This window comes from Schinkia azotoformans LMG 9581 (assembly GCF_000307855.1).
GTDB lineage: Bacteria > Bacillota > Bacilli > Bacillales > Bacillaceae_J > Schinkia > Schinkia azotoformans.
The window spans coordinates 60,289-85,617 of record NZ_AJLR01000148.1 but is presented as its reverse complement, the minus strand read 5'-3'; the positions used below and the strand labels follow the sequence as shown (position 1 = coordinate 85,617).

Below are 25,329 nucleotides of genomic sequence, written 5' to 3'. Positions count from 1 at the left end.
AAAGTAAAAAAGATTCATTTTTTTCTAAAATGCGACAGGATTTTTTTAGTGTTTGTAGAATTAGAGATAAAGACATATTAATGTCTGGATTCATGTCGTGGGAGGTGAATTATGAGGAAGGTACTTACAGCATTTTTCTCCATGATTATCTTGCTAGCGTTTTCTTCAGGGAATGTATTTGCTGCCAATGAAGAAGATACTACAGTTGCTGAAAACATAATAGAAAGTGCGGAAAAATACATAGGCACTCCATATGGAGGCGAATTCGATTGTTCTGGATACGTTTATAAAGTATTTAGTGAAAACGGAATTGAACTACCACGTTCTTCCAGCTCGCAATATAAACATGGAGAAAGTGTAGAAAAAGAGAATTTACAAAAAGGTGATTTAGTCTTTTTTAACACCACAGGGTCTGGGATTTCGCATGTAGGTATATACATAGGTGATAATAAGTTTATACATTCTGCGTCATCAATTGGAGTATCAATTTCAAAACTAAATGATCCATATTATTGGGGTAAACGTTACGTTGGAGCAGCTAAAGTATTATAATATAGAATGATAAAAAGCAGAGCTTTAAATTTTATTTAAGTTCTGCTTTTTTGTTTGGTATTAAATTTCTTAATTTATATCAAATAGTGTAAAATAAGGAAGAATAAAATAGTAGGAGGCATACATAACATGAAAAAAGCATCCATTGAATTTGAAAATGGCGAAAAAATTGTTATTGAACTTTTTCCAAATGAAGCACCTGGGACAGTTGCAAATTTTGAAAAACTGGCAAATGAAGGGTTTTATAATGGTTTAACATTCCACCGTGTTATTCAAGGCTTTGTCGCACAAGGAGGTTGCCCGTATGGAAATGGTATGGGTGGGCCTGGCTACACTATTAAATGTGAAACAGTGGGTAATCCTCATAAACATATTCCTGGAGCATTATCAATGGCACATGCCGGTAGAGATACTGGCGGCAGTCAGTTCTTCATTGTCCATGAATCACAGCCACATTTAGATGGTGTTCATACAGTATTTGGCCAAGTAATTGAAGGAATGGATACGGTACTTAGAATTCGCCAAGGTGATGTAATGAAGGAAGTAAAAGTTTGGGAAGAATAGAAAAGTATAACTGAAATAAAAAATGCCCTCCTTACAAACGATAAGTTTGAAGGGGGGTTTTAACATTGAACAAAAAATTGATCAATGTGTTATCAACGTCTTTTCTAATTATGGGGCTTGCGACTGGCTGTGGGATGGCAAATAATGAAGCAGGGAACGATCGAGGTCGAACTAATTTAACCCCAGTGGGTTATGATAATAATACAAGATATGCACCATTAAATGTTACGGATACAGTAGAAACACCTAATGTTAATAACGGTGGTACCGTTGGAGCTAACAATAATGGAGACGGGGCTAGTCCCGATCCAGCACTTAATCCAAACGAAAATGCCGATGGTGACGGGGATGGAACAGATACTAATAATGACACACCAGGAACTGGTACAGTCACAGATCCGGGAGTAGATACTACACCGGGAACAAATGATGAAACACCGGCAACTGATGGAGAAACAGGTGAGAAAACAGAAACGCAAACACCTGGTGAAAATCAAGCGAACAAAAACAGATTTGCTGATGTTCCAGAAAATAACCCTTATAGTAATGATATCCATGCTGCAAGGGATCTTGGCTTGATGAATGGTGTCGGTAACGATAAATTTGGACTTGGAACGACTTTAACCCGCGAGCAAATGGCATCGATTATGATGAAAGCTGTTCGTCAAGGCTATCTAAATGTAGACAACACAAATAATGGCACTAAATAAAAAATCTCGAGAGGCTCACCATTTTTGGGTGCGGCCTCTTTAATTTACCCATTGATTACATAGAACGAATCGGTTATTATTTTCAATAAGGTAATACTTGCTATTGAATGATAAAAGCAAAGAGGGATTTAGCATGTTAATTCGTTATAAGAAAAATTATGAAAAAATAGCTATGGGGCTTCTTTCTTTTATGCCGTCCGAAAAAGATTTAAAACGGCTTCAAGGTACAATTAAGCTATATGAGGAAGATCAAGACTGGCAACTCTATCTTTATAAGGAAGATGATATTATTGGGGCTATTGGCGTCAAGATCAAAGATAATGAGGCAGAACTTCGTCATATCAGCGTTAATCCTTCTTATCGGGGGCAAGGGAAAGGAAAAGCGATGCTAAATGCTCTTCGTAATCAATTAGGGAATATAAAAATAAAACCATCAGAAAATACACTAGAGTTTTTCGAGAAATCCGGCGACCAATCAAAGAATTTGCGTGAAGAGTTAACAGACCCTGATTCCCATTAGGAATCGGGTCTTTTGCTTTTTCTTAACTGCAATTGTTCTTCTCTTTCTTGGATTACATTGCTTCGATCGCGTAAAGTATGTTTTTTAACAAGGGATGTATTTGATAAATCGCTTTTTTCGTTCCATGTATAACCTAGTAAATGACAGCGGCTAACGGTGGTTTCCAATAATTTTTGATCATGTATAGGAAGGTTTATACTATAATAAGAAATGCATTCGTTTATTTCTGCCAACCGCTTTCGCAGCAAAATTAATAGCTGCTCATAGTCTAAACCAAGCTTAACAATGGCTTCCTTTTTCTTTTCTATGATACCAAGGCCTTTATTCAATATACGATAAGCACCTTTCATATTTCCGGAACGTTGGTGGTACAGGGCAACTGAAATTTGAATAAGTCCTACCCAAACCGATTTTTTTCGTTCATTTTCTTCCGTCTGCTTCCAGTACTCCTCAAGAATCTCATGACATTCGAAATAATCCCGGGAACCATGAAAATGGACGAGAAAATCTATGTATGCATCTGGATACATTTAACCATCCTTCCATAAGGATTTTCTAATTCCTATAGTTTACCATAAATCAAAAAAGAAGTGCCCATATAGGCACTCCCCCTCTTTAATTGGTGTTTATAACCAAGCTGCACCTACGATAATTAAAAGAATAAACAAAACAACGATTAAGGCAAATCCGCCACCGTAACCAAATCCTACTGCTCCACTCATTATTAAATTCCTCCTTTGTTTATTTGATGCTTACGGTAATAACATATGAAAAAAGGGGAAATTTGTATAGGCGACTATCAGGGTAACGGAAAAAATCATGAAAATGGGCGAATTAAAACAAAAATTTTGCTATTATAAATCTAGTCGTTTTATTTTTTATAATACTTTGGTGGGATAATGATGGAATATAGTGTTAAAATTGATGCCTTTGAAGGTCCACTTGACCTTCTTTTACATTTAATAAATCGATATGAAATTGATATTTATGATATTCCGATGGCACAAATTACGAAGCAATATTTAAACTTTATTCATACGATGCAGCAACTTGAACTGGATGTAGCCAGCGAATATCTTGTCATGGCGGCAACACTCTTAGCAATAAAAAGTAAAATGCTCTTACCGAAAAACGAAGAAACTCTTGATGAGGAACTAGAGTTTAACGGGGATGAAATGGAAGAGGACCCTCGTGATGAGCTAATGAAACGTTTGCTTGAATATCGTAAATATAAAGAAGCTGCAACGCATTTAAAGGAATTTGAACAAGATCGGAGCCTGTTATATACAAGGCCCCCTGGAAATTTAGCGCAATATATACCGGACAATAGGGAAAATCCGATTTCCGATGTATCTTTATATGATATGTTAGGCGCTCTGCAGCAATTAATGAAGCGAAAAAAATGGAAAGAACCTAAGCTAACAACTGTTCAAAGGCAGGAAATTCCAATTCAACAAAGGATGGAACAAATTTTGGAAGAGCTCGATAAAGTAAAGGGGAGACAAAGCTTTTCATCGCTTTTTCCGGTTTTTGAAAGATCTTACATTGTAGTGACATTTTTAGCCGTTTTAGAATTAATGAAAAACAATGCGATTACGTGTGTTCAAGAAAAGAACTTCGAGGATATATATATTTACAGCATGAAAGGAGTTTACAAAGATGAAGCTTGATAAAATGAAAGCGATCGTCGAAGGGTTATTATTTATTGTTGGTGACGAAGGAATTGATAGTAAGCAAATTGCAGATGTTCTCCAAATTAGTGAAATTGTAGCGGTAGAATTGATAGAGAATTTAAAAGCAGATTACACAAAAAAATCCCGTGGCATAGATTTAGTAGAGGTTGCTGGGGTCTATCAATTAACAACAAAGAGAGAGCATGCTGAATATTTTAAACGGTTAGTGGAGTCCCCAACCACATCAACATTGTCACAGGCAGCGTTAGAAACGTTAGCGATTATCGCCTATAAACAACCGATCACTAGAGCAGAGATTGAAGAAATACGAGGTGTAAAAACAGAGCGTCCTCTTTCTACTTTAATGTCAAAATCTCTGATTAAAGAGGTCGGGCGGGCGGAAGGAACGGGAAGAGCCTATTTGTATGGCACAACGAAGGATTTTCTAGAGTATTTTGGTCTTAAGACTTTAGATGAACTTCCACCATTACCGGAAAAATTAAATGAAGAGGATATCCGACAAGAAGAAGCAGACTTGTTTTTTGAAAAATTTCAGGAAACTTTTGCTGAATAACTTGAACAGTATTTAAATGGTCTTCTATAATAATAAATGTACATATTTGGATGACCAAAATAAAAATATAAAATGGTGGGATGGAATATGCTTATTAAAGAAATTAAAGGTTATGAATTAGAAAAAGCGGCGCCTAATACATCTGAGGACTTCTTTAACCGCTCTGAGGTTACATTCATAGATAATGGAACGGAGAAAACCTTTCACTTACTGTATGTAAGATATTTTGATGAAATTTTCAATGAATTTGTCCCTTATGAAAATGATCCGGTATTTACTGCAGGCGGAAAAGAAGTACATTTCAAAGATATTATCGGATTAGTTTGTATGTTGAAAAACCCTGAATTAAAAAATCGCAAACGGGTTTATATCAATGAGAAAAGTGAATTGCAGGAGTATTGTAAAGGAATTGACTATGACAAGTTGCCAGGAATTGTAGAACAAATTTCCAAAGGTGGTTTTGAATTATAACCCCTGGAATAAACCAATAAGTAAAGCATGGTGGCATGAAACTCCATCATGCTTTTTGCTTTTTCACGTTTATCCTCCATAAACATAAAATAACCCTGAAATCAATCAATTAATAAGATGGAGTAGGGGGAACAAACGGTGAATTCCAAGGATTATCAACAATATTTGTTAGATATAAAGGATTGGTCTGATCAAGTAGAAACCATTTTAAAGGAACAACATGTTGATGAAGAGGCCTATTTGGCGTGGAAACAACAAATGGAAAATCTCATGAAGCAAATTGAAGAAAAAATCGAAAAGTCGGAAATAAAGGAAGACGATATACTAGAGCTAGAAAAAGAGGCTCGCGGGCTTTATGAGGGAGCTAAAAAAGTTAAGAGAAAATCATTTTAGAAAATGGTTGGGGTTCAAAAAGCCATTTAGCATGACTTTTTGGATAGCCCCTTTTACATATTTTTTATTTATTTTTATCCAAATACTAGAGTCACTACTATAATTGACATAATAATCGCGATGAAGTCTGCCCATAAGCCAACCTTCAAGGCATCCCCCATTTTCCTAATGCCCACGGCACCAAAATAAACGGTTAAAATATACAAGGTTGTATCTGTACTTCCTTGCATAGTGGATGCTAATCTGCCAATAAAAGAGTCAGGGCCATGGGTGGCAATTAAATCTGATGTGATTCCCAATGCAGCGTTTCCGGAGATTGGTCGGATAATGGCCAACGGAACGATATCTGCCGGAATACCTATAGCCATCAAGTAGGGCCTAATTAAATTCATAAAGAAATCAAGGGCTCCGGACTCCCGGAACACTGTGATTGCCACTAACATTCCAACAAGATAAGGGATAATTGAAAAAGCAATCTGTATTCCCTCCTTGCCACCCTCTACAAATGTTTCATATGTTGGCACTCTTTTTATCGTTCCGTAAAGTAGGATAAATCCGATGATGACCGGGATCATCCAAAGAGAGATTATATTGATTACGTTCATCATCTTCTACTCCCCCCTTTTTTTACCCTGCGATAATGATAATAGCGATCGATCATGATTGCAGCAATTGTTGAAAAGAGCGATGCAACAAGAGTTGTACCAACAATTTCAGTTGGAGCGACGGATCCATAATTCATTCTAATTGCAATAACAGTAGTGGGTATTAACGTTATGCTTGAAGTATTAATCGCCAAAAAGGTAATCATCGATCTACTCGCTGAATTCTTATTATCATTTAATATTTTTAATTGCTCCATCGCTTTTATCCCCATCGGTGTGGCGGCATTACCTAAACCAAATAAATTGGCAATCATATTAGAAAGAATAAACCCCATCGCCGGATGGTCCTTCGGTACCTCTGGAAATAACCTTGTTATTAACGGTTGAAAAAGTCTTGAAAGTCGTGTTAGTAATCCAGCCTCCTGAGCAATATTCATGAGACCGAGCCAAAAGACTAAAATACTGATTAAACCGATACAAATGGCGACGGCTTCCTTCGCTCCAGTAAAAATCGCTTTATTTACATCATCCATTGTCCCGTTAATCATAGCAAATACGATTCCAATAATAGTCATAGCTACCCAGATGATATTAACCATGACTGTGTACCCCTATCATTGATAAGAACATTTCTTTAAGGTTAGAAAACCATGTTTTTTGACTTACTTTTCCGCGCTTATCATAATATAGTGGTATTTCCCCAATGTTTTTATTATCAAGCTTGATAATCATTATTCCGCATGGAGCAGGAATATCATTGACCTTTTTCCAGTTTGAATCAGGCTTTATCAATTTTACTTCAACTTTTAAATTGTCTTTTTCCTCATCTGTAACCGGGTATAAGAAGTCGCGGCGGACGACCACTTTCCCTTTATAGAAATCATCTTTAACTGAATGAACGACCCCTTTTTTTACTACATTTTCAAGATCGTATTGGGCGAAACCCCATTCAAACATCGAAATATGGTCATTCCAATCATTGGGACCGTTTAACGTAACCGCAATCAGATCATGCCCATCTTTCTCAGCAGTGGAGACTAATGTCCGTTTGGCTCGTTTCGTGAATCCAGTTTTCCCTCCAGTTGAATATTCATATAGCCCTGTTAGCAGTTTATTCTTATTTTTCCAGCTTCTATCCCATTTTTCATCCGGGTTTGGTGCCTTATGAACCTTTGTACCGGAAATTTCCCGATAGGTTTCATTTTCCATTGCATATTTAGTAAGGATAGCCATATCATAGGCCGTGGAGAAATGATTTTCATGGTCATCTAATCCATGTGGATTGGAAAACACGGTATCCCGCATCCCAATTTCTTGAGCTTTTTGGTTCATTAAATAGACGAAGCCTTCCACACTACCACCAACATGTTCTGCAATCGCTACGGCAGAATCATTTCCCGAACGAAGCATTAAGCCATATACGAGATGCTCAAGTTTTATTTTTTCTCCCGGTTTTAAATAAACGGAAGACCCTTCAGTACGGACAGCCCTGTCACTCACTTTTACTGTTTCATCCAATTTTCCGGATTCTATCGCTAAAATCGCGGTCATGATTTTGGTGATACTAGCAATTCGCATTTTTTTATGGGCTGCCTTTTCATAAAGAACACGCCCGGATTCAAAATCCATTAAGATGGCAGTTTCAGCTGAAACATTCGAAAAAGCAGCAGCCTTATACGGTATAAAAATAGAAAACGATAAAATAATAACAATATGTAAAAATATCACTTTTTTAAAACATGACATGAAAAACTACACGTCCCTTCGCCCGGTGTTTGTACAAGTATATGAAGGACATGGGTGGATATGAATAAAAAGTAAGGCTATTAGCGAAGTCATCCTCTTAATTTAATCCAAAGGATATTCTATTTTTCATAGTTCAACAATATACTTAAAATAAAGTCGAAAAATTATTGGAGGAGATATAATGCCAAAACCATCTGTTCCAAAATCTTTTCCGAAGCCCCAAAAAATATCTGAGGAGGTTCCAGGCAGAAGAAAAGGACGCAAGTTTGAGATGGCCAATCCTGATGACAGTATTACGACAGAAACCTTCGTAGCCCCTGTTTTCTGGAAAAATGAAAAAGGTATGTGGAAAGACATTCAAAATCAATTAATCCAAACCACGGAGCATCCAAACTTCAAGTATAAAAACCAATCCAACAAGTGGTCGAGTTGGTTTTCACTTTTTCAAGACGATCAAGTGTTAAATCGATTAGAACTTGGACCCTATATAGTCAATATGAAACCCCTAAATGCTTCCAAACCCATCATTCAAACATTGAATCAATCGATCACTTACAAAAAGATTTTCCCATTTGTTGATATTACGTACCAAGTATTACCTGAAGGTATTAAAGAAAATATTATTTTACAGCATTCAAAAGCTCAAAATGAATTTTCGTTTATTCTTGATATGACGGATAATTTAATGCCATCATTGATAAATGGGGAACTTTTCATTAAAGATTCCATCACAAATGAAGCTATATTTCAAATTCCAAAAGCGATTATGACAGACAAAAATGGGGAAATTTCCGATCAGGTTGAATTGGGATTGAGGCAGACAGACGGGCAATGGGTTCTGACAATCATAGCTAATCAAGAATGGCTCAATCAAAAGGCTACAAAATATCCAATTACAATTGATCCTACCATCATTGTGACAGAAATAAAGACCAATAAGTTTGCCGAAACAAGGGATAAGACAGTTGCAAGTAAAGTAGCACTTTCTGATCAAACTTATCTGGCTGTGGGGGAAAACCTAAATGGAATTAATCGGTCCTATTTATGGTTTAAACCTCCGGTGTTAACTAGTGGTGCCCGTATTCTAAATACCCAATTAAAGTTACACCAGTACGTAAATGCAGCATCGTTTGAAACCTTTGTTGATGTTCACTCTATCTTACAACCATGGGGAGACGAGATTACATGGAGCACGAAACCAACTCATGGAGCAACGATTGCATCGGCCAATAGTACCAAGCAAGGTTCTGTTATAGGTGAGTGGGTATTTGATATAACAAGTTTAGTTCAGCAATGGTATGAGGGAGAAGTGGCGAATTATGGAATTGCGTTAATTGCCCGTGGCTCTAATGGTACGGAAAGTACAGATCGAAGAGCGTTTAATTCATCAGAGTCTGGTGGAACTATTCCTAAGTTGGAAATTACGTATGTTACAGATCAAACTGGTGTTGAAAACTTTTGGAGTTATGTTGGAAATGTCGGATTATCAAATGGGAATTTCTTCTTATCTGATATTGATGTTTATTTACCGGGTCGAGGAATTCCAATAATGGTAAGCCGCTCCTACAATTCTCGCTCCATTCCGATACCAAATAAAATCGGCACAAAAGCTCCAATCGAAGGAATGAAGAGTATTCTTGGTAGTGGATGGCTCTTTAATTTTGAGATGAGGTTAAAATACAAAGATCCTATCAACAGCAAGGTCATTCTATTTATTGATGGAGATGGATCGAAACATATTTTTACAGAACCGGAAGGTCAAATTGGAATGTGGCAGGGACCGCCAGGAATCCAATATAAATTAACATATAAAGCTGCTGAAGGGACAAATCCAGCTTATTATATTCTTACTGATCAAACAAAAACGAAATATTATTTTGACTTTATCACGGGGAAGTTGGAAGCGATATTTGATTCCAATGATAATATTTTGGATGTTGCCTATACTTCGGATGGCACACTTCAATCCATCACGGATGCATCAGGACGAACAATTAGGTTCACTTTTAGTGCAAATGGGAAACTGGATACAATCAAAGGGACAGAGATCCCAACGGTTAAATATACGTACTATTCGAATGGGCAATTACGGATGGTGCAAAAGTTAGATGCAGCAAATAATGTTAAGCAGCAGGTTTCCTGTTGATCCATATGGAAAGGCGTGTTCTTGGTTTAATGTGATAGTATCATCTTCAACAGGTTCTATCGATATGACAACCTCTTTTCCATCCTCAGTAACATAAGTAATTTCTTGTGGCTCCTTTATACTAAGATCGAATTCTATTTCTATTTCCTTTACTTCAAATTTCTCTGCAAATGCTTGAGTCGATACGCTCCCCAAAACTAACAAACTACATACCGCAAACAAAAATCCTAACAATGTTATTCTTTTTCTCATATTGTTTCCCCTTTCTATTTTTAAAATCACCTTTAATATACCGTATTTTGCCATTTTGTCTACATTGTTCACAGAAAGTTCGGTAATCTCGGAATATTGTTTTTTTTTAAATGATATACCCATCCTTTAAATATAAAAGAGTTAAATTAGATTATCCTTTATAACGTATTAGGAAATAGTTGTTTGTTAGTATTTTTTTAGATAACTAGATTTTTTCAAAGAAGCAAAAGGGATTTTATGGTAACATAGAATAAGGATAGAGTATTTTTAGAAGGGAGTGAAAATATGATTTCATATATAGGTGAAGGCGGTTTAGTCCTGTTTATAAATATTATATTTTTTATTGTTGGTCTATTAGTTATATTTTTAGTAATTTCAACAGCAGTCAGAGTTGGAATTAATAAGTCTATAATTAGTAAATGTATCGAGAAAAAGTGCGATAATCAAGATAAAAGGGATTGAATTCGGATTGGTAGAAGATATTGCTATCAAAAACCTTCTACCAATTCCTACAAATCCACTCAGTCTCCACTCATTTTTTCATCGTTTGGCATCTGGGAGCAGAGTCTGTGAAAGAGAATAGTAATTTAATTATATACCTATTCAAGTTTAATGGACAATCATATGGGTGTTTTAAATTATAATGTATTATTTTATAAAAATATATCGTACTGAAAACGGAGAAAGTCGAGTCTATTCTTAATTTTTGTTGCATACACATAGCAAGAAGTCATCATTATATATAAGTTTATTAGTGACTTCTTACAATTAGTTATTTTTAAGTTGATTTAGGGGTATCGTCAGGAAACCGCTTTTATCTTAACTACGATGTGAGAACCGTTGTTATTCCAATAGTTCTCACATCGTAGTTAAGATAACTGCATAATCCTGACGCTACCCCTATCACTAGCAAGTGCTGGAATTGCAGGGGTTTTTGTTGCGGCAGGAGCGCCAGTTTTAGGAGCAGGACTAATTGGGGCAGTGATTGTTTCGGTAGTATACGCCAGTTATACTTCTTTAACAGGTAAAACAATAGCTGATTGGTTTGATTGAAGAGGTGTAAAGATGGCATTTATTTCAGAAGTTGTTTCTTTGAATATTTTAGGAGGGCTTTGCCTATTATTGGGTATATATTTTATTTATCACACATTAACAAAACCAATTGAAAGGCCTAGAAAAGTGCTAGCGTGGTTTTTAATTGTTTTAATCTTCCTTGTAGCTTTTTCTACATTGTATATAAGTTTTTACTATGTGTAGGATTTTATAATCCTCACCTGATATCTATAAAAGAGTCTTATCATTAATGAAAGTTGGCAATAAGTGAAAAGCTTATTGTCAGTTTTTTTGGGGAGTGAACAAAATGACCGACCATTAAAAATATAATTGGAAGTTCTGTAAGAGGTTCTTCTATTTTACTATGACAACGCTTGTTTTTTTATTGTCCTATATTTACTTACACTAGTGAAAGCGTGATAATATTTTAGACTGGCAAACGTATATAGAAAATTTAATGACGAAGCAGGGTGCTTGAAAAGTCATTTGTTTAAGATGGTTCAATCATCCTAACGGGCTAACAGACCAAGATAATATATAAAATCCGCAAAAAACGGCCCTATCACATCAAGGTCCGCTACTTTTGTGCATAATAATTACATATTAAATCCAGCCGAACGCAAGGGGCCGAATAAAGATAGATTTGTTAATTGTATTGCCATAAATTTTGGGGAATATTTCATTCCATTTTCGACCCAAAAAGTAATGACTCCTAAATAAGCTGAAATAATGTAATTTAGCAATATATCCTCCGGAATTTTCACTTCTCTCTTTTGAAAAATATCTAAAAATTGATTATAGAACGTATCCATAATGACATTTAACATCCTTACCCTAAATTCATTGATACCATTATTGCCAAGCATGACTTTATAAAAGTCAAAGTGCTCCTCCACATGTTCAAATAAGGACATAAAGATCGGATGTGGTTCCTTTTCATTATATTGATAAGAAATACTGTGAAAGGACTTTGGATTAATACTTTTTAAGAAAACTTCCAATCTTTCATCAATAATTTTTTCCAATAGGTCATACTTATCCTTGTAGTGGCGATAAAAGGTTGCACGGTTAATCTCGGATTTTTTCGTAATATCTTGAACGGAAATTGCATCAAATCCATTTTCATCGATCAGTAATAAAAATGAATTACTGATCAGCTCTTTAGTTCTCTTAATCCTGGGATCAATAAATTCAGCCATCATTTGGGCACCACCTAAAAAATATACAACACATTTCCAGATTTTGTTGTTTTTGCAACAGTATAAATAATATTGTTGGTTGCAGATCACACCAATTTATTAATAATTATAAATACAGGGTGTTGCATAAGCAACTAATTGTATTAATAATTTCAACTATATAATAGCTGCTTAATTGGGGGAAAGAAAGTCATGATATCAAAAAAGACAAACGCTATTTCTGCATTTGGCTTATCGTTATTTTTATTAGTAGGCTGTAATGCAGAACCAGCCGTGACGAAGGAAGACAGTAAGGTTGTCGCGGTAGAAGCTGTGAAAAAGGAAAAAGGGGTGGAGTATTCAAGGCTATCTGGAACGCTTACAGCTAAGGAAGAAACAATAATTTCATTTGAGATTGGCGGAAACATTAAATCCCTTCAATATGATGAAGGCCAATATGTAAATATGGGAGATGTTTTGGCGAACTTGGATGGGCGCGAATATGAGCTCCAGCTTGAGAAAGCTAATGCGGCCATTCAGTCATCCAATGCCAGTTTATCGGCTGCTGAAGCGAGTTTAGAAGAGGCAAAGAACGGAGCCCGCAGTCAAGAAAGAACACAGGCCAAGCTCAATGTCGATCGGGCTGAAGAGGCTTATAGAAATGCCAGCGCAGATTATGAACGAATGAAAAACCTCTTTGAAGCGGGGGCCATTTCCGCACAGGCACTTGAAGGTGCCAAATTGAATTACATAAATGCACAAAATAGCTATGAAAGTGCTAGGCTAGCATACTCGTTAATCGAAGAAGGAGTACGTCCGGAAAAAGAAAAACAAATAAAAGCTGGGGTGAATCAAGCGCAAGCGGGTCTTACTAACGCACAAGTTTCGAAAGAACAAGCCCAATTAGCGCTTTCGAAAACGTCCTTAAAAGCACCGTTTTCAGGTGTGATCACCGCTAAACTAGCATCAACCGGACAATTAATCGGCCCGGGAGCCCCAGTCTATAAACTTTCGCAAATGGATACATTGAAGGTGCTGCTCCCGGTTCCTGATTATCAAATTGCCGACTGGGAAAAAGGGAAAGAGGTAACAGTCGATCTATATGGTGAGAAAAAACAAGGAAAAGTGATCAATGTTTTCCCGTCCACTAACCAAAACACCGGAACGATCAGTGTTGAAGTAGAGATTCCTAATCAGGATCATAAATGGTTCCCAGGTCAGGTTGTGAAAGCTGAAGCAAAACTTAAGGAACAACTCGGACTTTTTGTGCCTGTTGAAGCAGTCATCAGTACGGGAACCAATAACAAGCCTTATGTATTTTTACTCCAGGATGGAAATGCAGTAAAAACAGAAGTAACGGTAGGAAAGTTATTTGAAAATAAGTTAGAAATTACTTCAGGTCTTTCAGAACAGGACCAAGTGATCACGAAAGGTGCTGACCGTTTATTTGATGGGGATCCGGTTGTAGTTGAAGAGAACGAAGGGACGAATAAGCCATGATCGCCTATACAATTAAGAAGCAAAAAATCACCTTGCTGTTTTTTGCAATGGTTGTTGTTATTGGGTTTTTCAGTTTCTTTCAGTTGCCAAAACAAGAGATGCCGGACATCATTGTAAACGTCGCCACGGTAACAACGATTTATCCCGGAGCTTCTCCGGAAAAGGTTGAGCAAAATGTTACTAATATTCTTGAAGAAAAAATAAATGAAATTGAAGATTTAAAATCGATCGAATCAACGTCATCATTAGGACGTTCTGTACTTGTTATTGAAGCAAATGCCGACGTCGATCCAAAACAAAAATGGGATGAGCTGCGAAAAAAGGTAAAAGATGCTGAAAAAGACCTTCCCGAAGATGCCATCCTTCCATTCATCAACGATGATTTAAATAGATCGTTTATTCAATCCTTCAATATAACAGCGCCAACGATAAATGATCTTTATAGTTTGCGAGATAAAGTGGAGGATTGGAAGCAGCAATTAAGGGCGATACCAAATGTTGCCGAGGTGCAGATTCAAGGTCTTCCGGAAAAAGAAGTGCGGATTGAAATTGACCTTGAAAGGTTATCAGCCTATCATTTGTCTTGGACACAAGTATTACATGCAATCAAACAAGAAAATGAGAAGATTCCATTAGGCAACTTGGATATTAATGAGCGTACCTATCAATTAAAGCTTCCAGAATTATATCCAGTAGAGAACCTTGAAAATGTAATTATTACAAGGACCGTCCAAGGCTTTCCTGTCTATCTGCGGGATATTGGTAAAGTCGAATTAACAACTGAAAAAGCTGATTATTTTGCTTATCATAACGGAGTTCCGGCGATTTCTATTAATATCAATGGAGAAGTCGGCAGTGACGTACCATCAATACAAAGAGAAATAGATCCTCTAATCGATCGATTATCGAAGGATTTACCGGAATGGGCTGAGGTACATCCCCTATTTTCACAGAATGAGAGAGTAAAAGAACTATTCGGTGAACTTGGAAGAGAGATGGTAATTGCGATTGCTGCCGTTTTGTTTGTTTGTACGCTTGGTTTAAATTTATCATTATCTCTTGTTGTCGCTCTAGCTATACCGATCTCACTGGCACTAGGATTAATGTTTTTACCATCCTTAGGCATTACCCTTAATCAAATGTCGCTTGTCGGTTTAATCATCGTTCTCGGGATTTTAGTAGATGATGCCGTTGTGGTGAACGATAATATTGAACGAAGACTTCGGGTACTTGGCGAAAATCCGGAACAAGCAGCCGTTAATGGTGCGAAAGAGGTTTCTATTTCGATCATCACGGCCACCTTGGCTACGATCGCTTCGTTTGCACCATTATTATTTTTACAAGGAAATGTTGGGTATTTCATCAAGCCTGTTCCAACGATCATATCAATGACAATGCTGGCATCAATGGTGATGTCATTAACGATCGTTCCGATTTACCGGCGCTGGCGTGAAACTAGAAATCTTCAATTCAATAAAACTCAAAAAGAAAAGCGTTATGCAGGGTTATTAGGAAAACAATTATCCTCTTTAACGAATTGGTATTCCAAGCGGTTAATGCCGAAAATTCTTAACCGCCCGAAGCAGGCAAGTATCATCGGTGTGTTAATTGGTACATGCGCCTATGTGTTAATACCATTTATCCCGATTGATCTTTTTCCAGTTGATGACCGCCCTGAATTGCTAGTTGATATTAGGGTGCCGACAGGACAAAACATTAAGGCGACAAATGAGGTTGTTCATAATGTAACGGAATTTCTGCTAAGCAAAGAAGAGGTTAAAACTGTATCCTCCTATGCAGGTGGTAGTGCTCCTAAAATGTTCTTGGGAGACACTGGTGCCGGTGAAGGGATCGAAGTGGGCCAGCTCGTTGTCATTCTAGATAAAAATAAAAAACTGCCGATAGAAATTGAACATGAATGGTCAGAGGAGTTTAAAAAACATTTTCCAGGCATACTGATTACGCCAAAGGTTCTTGTTACTGGACCACCGGTTGGAAAGCCGATTGAAATCGAAGTATACGGTGAGGACATTGACGAACTCCGAAATTTATCGCAGCAAATTAAGGAACAAATTGCAGCACTCCAAGGAACTTACAATATCAATGATAATTTTGGTATTGATCGCTATGCGCTTGATTTTAATGTGAATAAGGAATTAATGGATCAAAAATTAGTAAGCTATAATGATTTATCGAAAACACTTCGACTTGTAGGTGAAGGGATTACCATTTCTAAATTTGACGATGGAAAAGATCTTGTCGACATGCAGTTATATGCAAATAATGGAGGGGATGATCCACTTGCTATTTTTGATAAATTATCGGTGCCCAATATAGCGGGTCAACAGATCCCATTATCTGAACTTGTTGAGATTGAACCATCTTTTGCTGCCAGGGCGATTGCCCATAAGAATATGGCTCGAGTTGTTACAATAACGAGTGAGATTCGAGACCGGACAGCAACAGAGGTCATTAAAGAAGTAAGGCCACACTTGGAAAAAATGATACTACCGGAAGGTTATAGTTGGAAAATAGGTGGGGAGACCTCTGAACAAACCGATATTTTCATTGATATGGGAAAACTCTCCGTTGCTGTTTTATTTATCATCATTATTTTAATTGCGATGCAGTTCTACTCATTGTCGTTGCCACTCTTAGTTATGAGTACGGTTTACTTAGCGTTTGCGGGCAGTTTAATCGGACTGTTCATTACGCAAACGCCACTCGGTTTTATGACGATGATGGGCGCCATTTCTTTATCGGGCATTGTAGTTCGTAATGGGATTGTTCTTATTGAATTCATTGAAGAGGCACGCCGGGAGGGTGTTGGCTTGAAAGAAGCGGTCATCAATGCCGGGGAAGCACGTTTTCGCCCAATTTTACTGACATCGGCAACTGCAGTTGCAGGTCTGTCACCATTGGCGATTTCAAGGGACCCATTATTTTCACCGATGGCTATGACAATCATATCTGGATTAATTTTTTCAACGATCTTAACCCTTGTATTAGTGCCATCACTTTATATGGTACTGGCAGGATTTAAGGAAAGAAGAGCGATCAAGAAAATGAAAAGATTAGAAAATGTAATTACTTTAGAAAAATAATAAAAATGGCGGGGGACATTCCTTCGCTATTTTTTTATTTAAGAATGGACTGTGGCGCTTTGGAGTAACGTATAATTCACATTTTGTTTAGAAATGCCAATAAAAACCGTGATATTTTTCACGGTTTACTTTATATCTTTATTAATATAATTTCTTTAACAACATTGGTATGTTGTTACATAATGTATATTTTAAGCATTTCAAAATAAGTAAAATATGCCTTTAGAGTTTTCTAGTTTTGTAAGGAGGGAGACATGGTGAAACAGATAGAAAATACGCCTGAACTTCAACAATATACAGTGTTTTCAATTGGAGAGCAGCTTTGCGCATTATTAATCGAAGAAGTCGTTGAGATTATTCGTGTTCATCCAATTACAGAGGTTCCTGGTGTTAAGGACTTTATCTCAGGAATGATTAATTTACGTGGAAGCATCATCCCGGTTATTGATCTGCGAAAACGATTTCGTATGAATGTCCCTCCATTCCATAAAAAGACACGCATAATTATCATACATAATCAGGGTGAAAATATTGGACTAATTGTCGATGGGGTAACGATGGTCACATATGTTGAGCGGAAAAATGTGGAGCCTCCTCTAGAGATGTTTAATACGCTTGAAAAAGATTGTTTTAAAGGATTTGCGAAAATAAACGAACAATTTATTGGTATTTTAAATCTAGAAAAAGTTTTATTTCCCTATGATGAGGAGGTGTAGTTAAGATGGATTTGGATTTATCTGTGTATTTAGGGGTCTTTTTAGATGAGGTGGATGAGCAGCTAGAAATTTTGGAAAAAGAAGTATTAAATCTAGAGCAGGATCCAAAAAATGCCGAAACTATTCAAAGTATTTTTCGAGCTGCCCATACCCTTAAAGGCTCCTCTGCAGCAATGGGTATTGAAAAAATGAAAGAATTAACCCATAAAATCGAAAATGTCTTCGATTCCATTCGTAATCAACAACTCCATGTAGATGCAGCGATCATTAATGTTATTTTTGAATCGATTGACCTAATAAAACGCTTAAAAGAAGCAATCATTGATGGCGCGATTGACTCTATCGATATATCCGACCTTATTGCAAAACTAGAATGGACCAAAAACAATAAACTAGATGATGGAAATCATTCAGTCCATGAAATAGAAGTGGTCAAGAACGATTCAGCTGACACGGCGGATTTCCCTGAAGTGATTCTAGATGAATACCAAAAGGATATGGTAGAAAAAGCATTCGAACTTGGCATGAATGCAATTGTTGTCTATGTTGTTTTGAATGACAAATCGCTGTTGAAATCGGTTAGGGCCTTTTTGATTCACAACAACTTAAAGGAATTAGGGGAGATTATCGCTTCCTTTCCAGCGCCAGAAGTCATTGAAGCTGAGGAAAAATTCGAGGGCAGTTTGGCCTTCATTATTGTTACTAATGCCAAAAATAAAGAGGTATTCAATGTTGTCAATAGTATCTCAGATATCCAAGCGATTCATTTAACCATACTTACTTCTTCTAATCTTGCAAGCTATTGTGTAGGAAAAAAGATGGGAATTGTTGAACAAAGTTCATTAGAAACCGAAGAGAATGGCAAAAAGTCTACATCGCAGGTGAAGGTGAACCCAACTGTTCGGATTGATGTGGAACGGTTAGAGGAATTGATGAACCTCGTTGGGGAATTGGTCATTAGTCAAACGAGACTAACGGATGTTCGAGGAAGATTAGCGGAACGATATTCAAGTGATCCTGATATTGAAGGGTTCCAAGAGGTAGAAAATAATTTTGGACAAATCATTAGTGAGCTTCAAGAAAGGATCATGAAGACAAGAATGCTGCCAATTGAGCAGCTATTCAATCGTTTTCCACGAATGGTTCGCGATCTTGCCCAAAAGTCATCAAAAGAAGTCAACTTTATAATAGAGGGAAAAGAAACAGAGCTTGACCGCAATTTAATTGAGGAAATTGCAGATCCGATCATTCATTTACTGAGAAATTCACTTGATCACGGGATCGAACCCCCAGAAGAACGAGAAGGATTGGGGAAAAATCGTCAAGGTACGGTGATGTTAAAAGCTGCTCATGAAGAAAATCATATTGTGGTCACCATTTCAGATGATGGCAAAGGCATTGATACGGAAAAAATTAAACAGTCGGCCATTAAAAAACATCTGATTAAGGAAGATGAAGCGGAACAAATGACGGAAAAGGATTTAGTTTTCCTCATTTTTAAATCAGGTGTATCAACTGCCAAAACCATTACTGACATATCCGGTCGCGGTGTTGGCATGGATATTGTACGCAGTCATATTGAAAAATTAAATGGAATGATTGACATACAAACAAAAGTCGGGGAAGGGACGACTTTTACAATCAAGCTGCCATTAACATTGGCGATTATCCGCTCACTTCTTGTCCAAATAGGTGAAAAACAATTTGCAATTCCACTTGTGAATGTTCAGGAGATTATTCGATTAAGCAAAGAGGAGATCAAAACCATTCAAAACCAAGAGGTTGGAATTGTTCGTGATCGAGTCCTCCCGCTTGTTAGACTACATAAACGGCTCGACGTAAGTGAGGATAACATCCTGAATAAAAAACGAATATTTGTTGTTGTACTTGGGTTAGCAGAAAAGAGAGTCGGAGTCATTATTGACAAAACACTTGGGAATCAAGAAATTGTCATCAAATCACTAGGGAAATATATCGGAACACCCAAATATATTGCAGGTGCCACGATTATGGGGGACGGCAATGTCACCCTTATTTTAGATGTTGGTTCCATCGTCAATGAAGAAGGTACAAAAGATGTCACTAATAATCTTCCAAGCAATGAAACAAGAAGAAATGAAAAGACATTACAGTTGACAACCTTCAGGCTGGGAGATGAAGAGTATGGAATAGTGATTGATAAAGTGAAAGATATAATAACAGTACCAACCATTACCCCTGTCATTAATTCACCGTTTTCCATTATAGGGATGATGAATTTACGGGGAAAGCTCATTCCGGTCATGGATTTACGAGAGCGGTTTGGAATATGTCAACAACAACTAACTAGAAAGTCTCGAGTGATGGTAGTTCAGGTTCAGAATGAACTGATAGGTTTATTAGTCGACCAAGTAACACAGGTATTGAAAGTAAATGAAGAGTTAATGGAACATGCTCCGAGGTACGAAAGCCAAATAGAAGAAGCCTATATACAAGGAATTTGCCATTTAGAAGAGAGACTTATTATTCTGCTTAATATTGATAGAGTGATAGGAATGGAAAGGCTACTTCAATTAAAGCAGTTGGCTGATCAATAACAACTGGAGGGAATAGAAATGAGCTGGTTAAAGAACATAACTGTAGCAAGAAAGTTTCTCTTGTTAATCATAAGTAGTTTACTATTTATTGTACTTGTCGGGGTGGTTGGCTTTTATAATTTAAACCAAATGGTCAGCCGTTCGAATGATATGTACGAAAATAATTTATTACCTATCAAATGGATCAATGACTTAAGAGCGCAAACACGTGCGAATGAGGCATTAATGAAAGAAATGATGATCACCAAGGATAAAACAAAAATCAGCGAAATGATTAGAGAGATTGAAGAACGAGGGAAAGTATCGGTTAATGACGTCAATGACTATAAAGGAACAAAACTGTCTGATTTCGAAAGTGAACGACTTCCGCAGGTTGAAGACCTTTTAAAGGAAATTCAAACAGAACGCGAACAATTATTTTCTATTATTGATAATGGAAATACTGAAGAAGCACATGAAATTTTTGAATCTAGATTAGCACAGCCTATTAATGAACTAAATGTCATGCTGCAGGAACTAGCTGATTATAATGCAAAAGTAGCAGACGAGCTGCAAAATGAAATAAATAGTCAGGAAACAACAACCACTATTTTTATGACAGTTATCATTGTTCTTGCTGCTGTCCTTTCTATCCTTTTAGGAATGGTCATTTCTCGCATTATTACAAATCCAATAAAAGGGCTTGTTGGTGAAATGGCGAAGGCCGGGGAAGGGGATTTAACGGTTCATATTGACTACACTTCAAAAGACGAAATAGGAGTATTAGTAACTTCCTTTAATCAAATGATTTCTAATATGAATAGGGCGATTGCCGAAGTAACAGAAAATGCAACGAGTCTCGCTGCTAGTGCTGAAGAAATTTCAGCAAGTACGGAAGAGATTGCGTCTGGTAGTGCTCAGCAGGCGCAAGATACTAACACTTCTATGGATATGGTGACAGAAATGACGAATGCCATTCAAGCAGTTTCAGAAAATGCACAAAATGCAGCTAGTCTGGCAGACCAAACTGTGGGAGCAGCTGAACAAGGAGGTTTAGTCCTAAATGATACCATTGTTGGCATGGAACAAATTAGTACAAGTATTCATGATTTAGCAGATAAATCTGTCCAAATAGGTGAAATTATTGAAGTGATCGATGATATTGCGGAGCAAACAAATCTACTTGCCTTAAATGCGGCAATAGAGGCTGCACGTGCAGGTGACGCAGGAAAAGGCTTTGCCGTAGTAGCTGATGAGGTGCGAAAGCTTGCCGAACGAAGCAGTAAAGCAACGAAAGAGATTTCTGAACTAATTACGATTATTCAAGAAAACACGAAACGGTCTGTAGATTCAGTTGCAATCGGAAATCAAAGAGTCGAGAAGGCTGGATCAACATTTAAAGATATTGTAAAGCTTGTAAAAGACTCCTCTGCAAAAGTAACGGAAATTGCAGCAGCAAGTGAAGAGGAAGCGGCCCAAGCACAAGAGGTACTACTTTCCGTCCAAAATATTGCATCTGTAACGGAGGAAACAGCGGCAGGCATTGAAGAAACAGCTTCAACAGCTACAGACTTGGCGGGTATGGCAGAGGCCTTAAGTCAGTTGGCATTAAGATTTAAGATTTAACAATCAAAGGGGGAGTTTCTAATATAGGAAACTCTCCCTTATGATTATGCTATTATTTTTAAGCTTCAGCTGCTCCAAAAAGTCCTTTTAACCAATTTAGAAATGCAATCAGACCATCAATAATATTTTTCATAATTCCTTGTGTTCTTTCATCCTTCATAAAATCTTGAAGGCGTTCAGATACATATACTAAATCATTTTTTACCTGATTCCAGTCGATGTTCATATTTTTCATTTTATTAAATAAATCTATTAACCCTTGTTTTTCAGCATCGGTTAGTTGGATGCCTAGTTCGGCAGCAATACGGTCAATTAATGCTGATACCTGTTCATCTGTTAAGTTCGGATTATTCGCAATCTCCTCTTTAATTCGTGTGAACAATGCCGTTGCTGCGTCCGCTCCGATACGCTCGCCTAATTGAGCTGTTTTCACCATTTCCTCATTTGCAATTTGCTTTTGCTCTTCTGGAATCACTTTTTCACCAGATACTTCATAAGCCTTGAGGATGCCTGTTAATCCGGCTGTTCCTGAAACTTCAAAAGGTGCTGTTACATAGATGTCTGCATCTTTTACACCAGCGGTAATCAATGAATTGGAGTACATATCCTCTGTAACCCAACTGATATTTTTGGTTTCTACATTAAGACCTGAACCAGCCTCTTTTAAAGTAATTTTGGCTGATGAAATGGCTTTTGAGCCAATTTGGGCTTTACTTATGTATTGACCTAAGTATTTGTGTTCTTCTGCATTGCTGACCGTGACAATGGTATCTCCTTCTTGATAGCCCATCTCCTGTTTTATCGCTTCTTGTTGTTCAGGCGTTAAATTTTCTCCAAGCGTAATAATGACATCACCAGGCTGAGCGTCGGCATAACTTATTTGCGCCGGAAGTGCAAAACTAAACAGTAATAGCAACCATCCAACGATGATTTGTTTTTTCATTTGTAAAAAATCCTCCTTCGATTCTGAACACAAAATCTATTGCAATTCATAATAAACCATTTTAGCACAGAAACCTAATTTGAAAAGAAAAAAGAAGCCCTTTACATATAGGGCTCCTAGGTATTTGTGCATTATTGTCTAACTCCAGCGCCCAGTAAACTTCGCTAAACGGGCGCTTCCGCTTTTCTATGTCCAGCTCCAGCGCCCCGCGACTCGTAAACTTCGCCCACCTCCCTACGATAAGTCAACATCGAATCGCTATTGCTCTTCGTGTTTCCTTTATCTCAGTCGATGGGCTCCAGTTTATACGTCGCTAAACGGGCGCTTCCGCTTTTCTTATTTCAATGCTTGTGCTAAATCTTCGATTAAATCCTCTACATCTTCCAGTCCGACAGAGATACGAACAAGGCCGTCGGTAATGCCAAGTTCTGCACGGCGTTCAGCAGGGATGGAGGCATGAGTCATTTTGGCAGGAAGTGAAATCAAGCTTTCAACTGCACCTAAGCTTTCTGCAAGTGTAAAGTATTTCGTACGGCGCAAAAGGTCTTCGGCTTTTTCAGTACTGCCGACATCAAAGGAGATCATGCCACCAAAGCCTCTAGCTTGTTTTTTATGAATATCATGACCTTTATGGTTAACGAGTCCTGGGTAGTAAACTTTAGAAACAGCATCATGCTGTAGTAAAAAGTCAACAATGTGCTTCGTGTTTTCTTCAATTTCTTCCATGCGGATACCTAAAGTTCTTATCCCTCTAATTAATAACCAAGAATCCTGTGGACCAAGAATGCCACCAACAGAGTTTTGAATAAAATGAAGCTGCTGGCCAAGCTCTTCTGAATCAACAACTACTAAGCCGGCTACAACATCACTGTGTCCCCCAAGATATTTTGTTGCACTGTGGAGGACAATATTGGCACCAAGTTCAATCGGATTTTGCCAGTATGGTGTGCTGAACGTGTTGTCGACGATAAATAAAAGTTCATACGCCTTAGCTAATGTAGAAACAGCTTCGATATCTGTAATTTTTAATAATGGATTCGTTGGAGTTTCAACGTAAATCGCTTTTGTATTCGGTTGAATTGCTTTTTCAATATCTTCAATTGAACTTGTATTTACAAATGTAAATTCAAGATTGAAGCGAGTTAGTACTTTAGACATTACACGGAAAGTTCCACCGTATACGTCATCTGTAATAATGACATGATCACCAGCAGATAAAAGCATCATCACAGAAGTAATGGCAGCCATTCCGGAACCAAAAGCAAAGCCACGATAGCCACCCTCGATATCACCGATCAAAGCTTCAACCGCCTCACGTGTCGGATTTCCTGTTCTTGCGTATTCATAAACGAAGTTTCCTACGCCTTCTTGTTTAAACGTACTTGAATGATAAATGGGTACTGACACTGCTCCTGTGTGTTTGTCTCTAGCTATGCCACCATGAATGAGTTGAGTTTTTTTACGCATATTTTTCACTCCAAAATTCTTGTTTTTTATATATACCTGAACTTAAATAACGTTCACTGCTATCTGGAAAGATTGTAACAATATTTGTACCAGGTTTTGCCGCTTGTGCTTCACGCAAGCTTGCTTCAAACGCTGCTCCTGAAGAACTTCCCACTAACAGACCGCATTTTTGTGATAGTTCACTCACACGATTAAAAGCAGCATCATCACTTATCGTATGAATCGCATCAAAAAGATTAGTGTTCACAAAAAGCGGGATAAATTCCATGCCGATACCTTCGGTTCGATGCGGCCCTGATTCACCGCCGTTTAGAATTGAGCCTTCAGGCTCAACAATTACGGTTTTAATAGCAGGATTTTGTTCTTTTAAATATTGTGCTGTGCCCGTGAAGGTACCACCTGACCCAGCTCCTGCAACAAAGACGTTAACTTGGCCCTCTAATGCATTCCAAATTTCAGGACCTAATGTTTCAAAATAGGTTTCCGGATTAGCCGGATTTTCAAATTGCTGGGGGCAATAAGAATTGGGGATTTCATTTAAAAGTTCCTTTGTTTTAGCGATGGCTCCTGTCATCCCATCCTTTGTTGGCGTGTTGACTACAGTAGCTCCTAGAGCACGCATGAGCTCCTGCTTTTCAACGCTGAATTTCTCTGGAACGACAAACATAACGTTAATCCCTGTACCAACAGCTGCTAGGGCAAGTCCAATTCCGGTATTACCCGCGGTAGGTTCAATAATCGTACCGCCAGCAGCAATATAGCCTTTTTCAAGGGCTGTTTGCAACAGCTTTTTACCAAGACGATCTTTAACGCTTCCGCCTGGATTTAAATATTCAAGCTTTGCAAAAAGGCGGACACCTTCAGGTAGTTCAAATTGTGTTATTTCAACTAAAGGTGTATTCCCTATTAGTTCATGCACATGTTTATAATATTTCATTTATAGCACCTCAAGAATTTAAGTTGAATGCACCTTACAATTAT

24 protein-coding genes are annotated in these 25,329 nt (G+C 37.5%); 14 read left to right on the top strand and 10 right to left on the bottom strand.

The features are described 5' to 3' along the window. The first annotated feature begins 111 nt into the window (after window positions 1-111). From BAZO_RS18655 to BAZO_RS18640, 4 genes are all read left to right on the top strand, one after another. Window positions 112-552, top strand: coding sequence for a C40 family peptidase (locus tag BAZO_RS18655; protein ID WP_003333007.1), 441 nt, complete (start codon window positions 112-114; stop codon window positions 550-552). A 129-nt stretch (window positions 553-681) separates the two neighbouring features. Next, window positions 682-1,116, top strand: coding sequence for a peptidylprolyl isomerase (locus BAZO_RS18650; protein WP_003333006.1), 435 nt, complete (start codon window positions 682-684; stop codon window positions 1,114-1,116). Between the two features lie 65 nt (window positions 1,117-1,181). After that, a complete protein-coding gene (locus BAZO_RS18645) occupies window positions 1,182-1,826 on the top strand; it encodes an S-layer homology domain-containing protein (RefSeq protein WP_003333004.1) in 645 nt (214 codons plus the stop codon). Between the two features lie 133 nt (window positions 1,827-1,959). Then, window positions 1,960-2,346, top strand: coding sequence for a GNAT family N-acetyltransferase (locus BAZO_RS18640; protein WP_003333003.1), 387 nt, complete (start codon window positions 1,960-1,962; stop codon window positions 2,344-2,346). Here BAZO_RS18640 and BAZO_RS18635 read toward each other — a convergent pair. Then, window positions 2,343-2,876 (bottom strand): DUF309 domain-containing protein, encoded by a 534-nt coding sequence (locus BAZO_RS18635; RefSeq protein ID WP_003333002.1) that lies wholly within the window; start codon window positions 2,874-2,876, stop codon window positions 2,343-2,345. The genes BAZO_RS18640 and BAZO_RS18635 overlap by 4 nt on opposite strands. Window positions 2,877-2,972: 96 nt before the next feature. Then, the gene (locus tag BAZO_RS21945) at window positions 2,973-3,068 is read right to left on the bottom strand and encodes a YjcZ family sporulation protein (RefSeq protein ID WP_081585778.1); all 96 of its coding nucleotides are present in this window, start codon (window positions 3,066-3,068) and stop codon (window positions 2,973-2,975) included. A 180-nt stretch (window positions 3,069-3,248) separates the two neighbouring features. On the opposite strand from BAZO_RS21945, the gene BAZO_RS18630 reads away from it, so the two are divergent. From BAZO_RS18630 to BAZO_RS18615, 4 genes are all read left to right on the top strand, one after another. Further along, complete coding sequence (locus tag BAZO_RS18630; protein ID WP_003333001.1) at window positions 3,249-4,016, top strand: segregation/condensation protein A; 768 nt, start codon at window positions 3,249-3,251, stop codon at window positions 4,014-4,016. Next, window positions 4,006-4,593, top strand: a complete 588-nt coding sequence (gene scpB / locus BAZO_RS18625; RefSeq protein WP_003333000.1) for an SMC-Scp complex subunit ScpB — start codon at window positions 4,006-4,008, stop codon at window positions 4,591-4,593. Before BAZO_RS18630 ends, scpB begins: the two co-directional genes overlap by 11 nt. Window positions 4,594-4,680: 87 nt before the next feature. Continuing rightward, a complete protein-coding gene (locus BAZO_RS18620) occupies window positions 4,681-5,064 on the top strand; it encodes a hypothetical protein (protein ID WP_003332999.1) in 384 nt (127 codons plus the stop codon). Window positions 5,065-5,202: 138 nt separating this feature from the next. After that, complete coding sequence (locus tag BAZO_RS18615; RefSeq protein ID WP_003332998.1) at window positions 5,203-5,457, top strand: hypothetical protein; 255 nt, start codon at window positions 5,203-5,205, stop codon at window positions 5,455-5,457. Between the two features lie 74 nt (window positions 5,458-5,531). Here the strand turns inward: BAZO_RS18615 and BAZO_RS18610 are convergent, their stop codons facing one another. From BAZO_RS18610 to BAZO_RS18600, 3 genes are read right to left on the bottom strand one after another with little or no spacing between them, the layout of a single operon-like run. After that, a complete protein-coding gene (locus tag BAZO_RS18610; RefSeq protein ID WP_003332996.1) occupies window positions 5,532-6,062 on the bottom strand; it encodes a spore maturation protein in 531 nt (176 codons plus the stop codon). Then, the gene (locus BAZO_RS18605) at window positions 6,062-6,661 is read right to left on the bottom strand and encodes a nucleoside recognition domain-containing protein (RefSeq protein WP_003332995.1); all 600 of its coding nucleotides are present in this window, start codon (window positions 6,659-6,661) and stop codon (window positions 6,062-6,064) included. Before BAZO_RS18605 ends, BAZO_RS18610 begins: the two co-directional genes overlap by 1 nt. Then, window positions 6,654-7,808: a D-alanyl-D-alanine carboxypeptidase family protein gene (locus tag BAZO_RS18600; RefSeq protein WP_003332994.1), complete on the bottom strand. Its 1,155-nt coding sequence runs from the start codon at window positions 7,806-7,808 to the stop codon at window positions 6,654-6,656. The genes BAZO_RS18605 and BAZO_RS18600 overlap by 8 nt, the downstream gene beginning before the upstream one ends. A gap of 181 nt (window positions 7,809-7,989) precedes the next feature. Between BAZO_RS18600 and BAZO_RS18595 the strand changes: the two genes are divergently transcribed. After that, window positions 7,990-9,954, top strand: a complete 1,965-nt coding sequence (locus BAZO_RS18595; RefSeq protein ID WP_003332993.1) for a DNRLRE domain-containing protein — start codon at window positions 7,990-7,992, stop codon at window positions 9,952-9,954. On the opposite strand, the gene BAZO_RS18590 is transcribed toward BAZO_RS18595, so the two are convergent. Both BAZO_RS18590 and BAZO_RS18580 read right to left on the bottom strand, forming a co-directional pair. Beyond that, a complete protein-coding gene (locus tag BAZO_RS18590; protein ID WP_157382180.1) occupies window positions 9,913-10,206 on the bottom strand; it encodes a hypothetical protein in 294 nt (97 codons plus the stop codon). The genes BAZO_RS18595 and BAZO_RS18590 overlap by 42 nt on opposite strands. Before the next feature lie 1,649 nt (window positions 10,207-11,855). Continuing rightward, the gene (locus BAZO_RS18580; protein WP_039957737.1) at window positions 11,856-12,461 is read right to left on the bottom strand and encodes a TetR/AcrR family transcriptional regulator; all 606 of its coding nucleotides are present in this window, start codon (window positions 12,459-12,461) and stop codon (window positions 11,856-11,858) included. A gap of 189 nt (window positions 12,462-12,650) precedes the next feature. Here BAZO_RS18580 and BAZO_RS18575 point away from each other — a divergent pair, with 189 nt between their 5' ends. The 5 genes from BAZO_RS18575 (at window position 12,651) to BAZO_RS18555 (ending at window position 21,938) form a co-directional block, all read left to right on the top strand. Next, the gene (locus BAZO_RS18575; protein ID WP_003332989.1) at window positions 12,651-13,937 is read left to right on the top strand and encodes an efflux RND transporter periplasmic adaptor subunit; all 1,287 of its coding nucleotides are present in this window, start codon (window positions 12,651-12,653) and stop codon (window positions 13,935-13,937) included. Then, complete coding sequence (locus BAZO_RS18570; RefSeq protein WP_003332988.1) at window positions 13,934-17,041, top strand: efflux RND transporter permease subunit; 3,108 nt, start codon at window positions 13,934-13,936, stop codon at window positions 17,039-17,041. Before BAZO_RS18575 ends, BAZO_RS18570 begins: the two co-directional genes overlap by 4 nt. Before the next feature lie 254 nt (window positions 17,042-17,295). After that, the gene (locus BAZO_RS18565; RefSeq protein ID WP_003332986.1) at window positions 17,296-17,757 is read left to right on the top strand and encodes a chemotaxis protein CheW; all 462 of its coding nucleotides are present in this window, start codon (window positions 17,296-17,298) and stop codon (window positions 17,755-17,757) included. Between the two features lie 5 nt (window positions 17,758-17,762). Beyond that, complete coding sequence (locus BAZO_RS18560) at window positions 17,763-20,333, top strand: chemotaxis protein CheA (RefSeq protein WP_003332985.1); 2,571 nt, start codon at window positions 17,763-17,765, stop codon at window positions 20,331-20,333. A gap of 18 nt (window positions 20,334-20,351) precedes the next feature. Further along, window positions 20,352-21,938 (top strand): methyl-accepting chemotaxis protein, encoded by a 1,587-nt coding sequence (locus tag BAZO_RS18555; protein WP_003332984.1) that lies wholly within the window; start codon window positions 20,352-20,354, stop codon window positions 21,936-21,938. Between the two features lie 58 nt (window positions 21,939-21,996). Here BAZO_RS18555 and BAZO_RS18550 read toward each other — a convergent pair whose 3' ends face one another. The 3 genes from BAZO_RS18550 to BAZO_RS18540 all read right to left on the bottom strand — a co-directional run bounded on the left by BAZO_RS18550 (window position 21,997) and on the right by BAZO_RS18540 (window position 25,285). Then, window positions 21,997-22,881, bottom strand: a complete 885-nt coding sequence (locus BAZO_RS18550; RefSeq protein ID WP_003332983.1) for a DUF1002 domain-containing protein — start codon at window positions 22,879-22,881, stop codon at window positions 21,997-21,999. Window positions 22,882-23,217: 336 nt separating this feature from the next. Beyond that, entirely contained in the window at window positions 23,218-24,348 is a 1,131-nt protein-coding gene (locus tag BAZO_RS18545) for a bifunctional cystathionine gamma-lyase/homocysteine desulfhydrase (protein ID WP_003332982.1), read from the bottom strand. Next, complete coding sequence (locus BAZO_RS18540) at window positions 24,341-25,285, bottom strand: PLP-dependent cysteine synthase family protein (protein ID WP_003332981.1); 945 nt, start codon at window positions 25,283-25,285, stop codon at window positions 24,341-24,343. The genes BAZO_RS18545 and BAZO_RS18540 overlap by 8 nt, the downstream gene beginning before the upstream one ends. Window positions 25,286-25,329 lie beyond the last annotated feature (44 nt).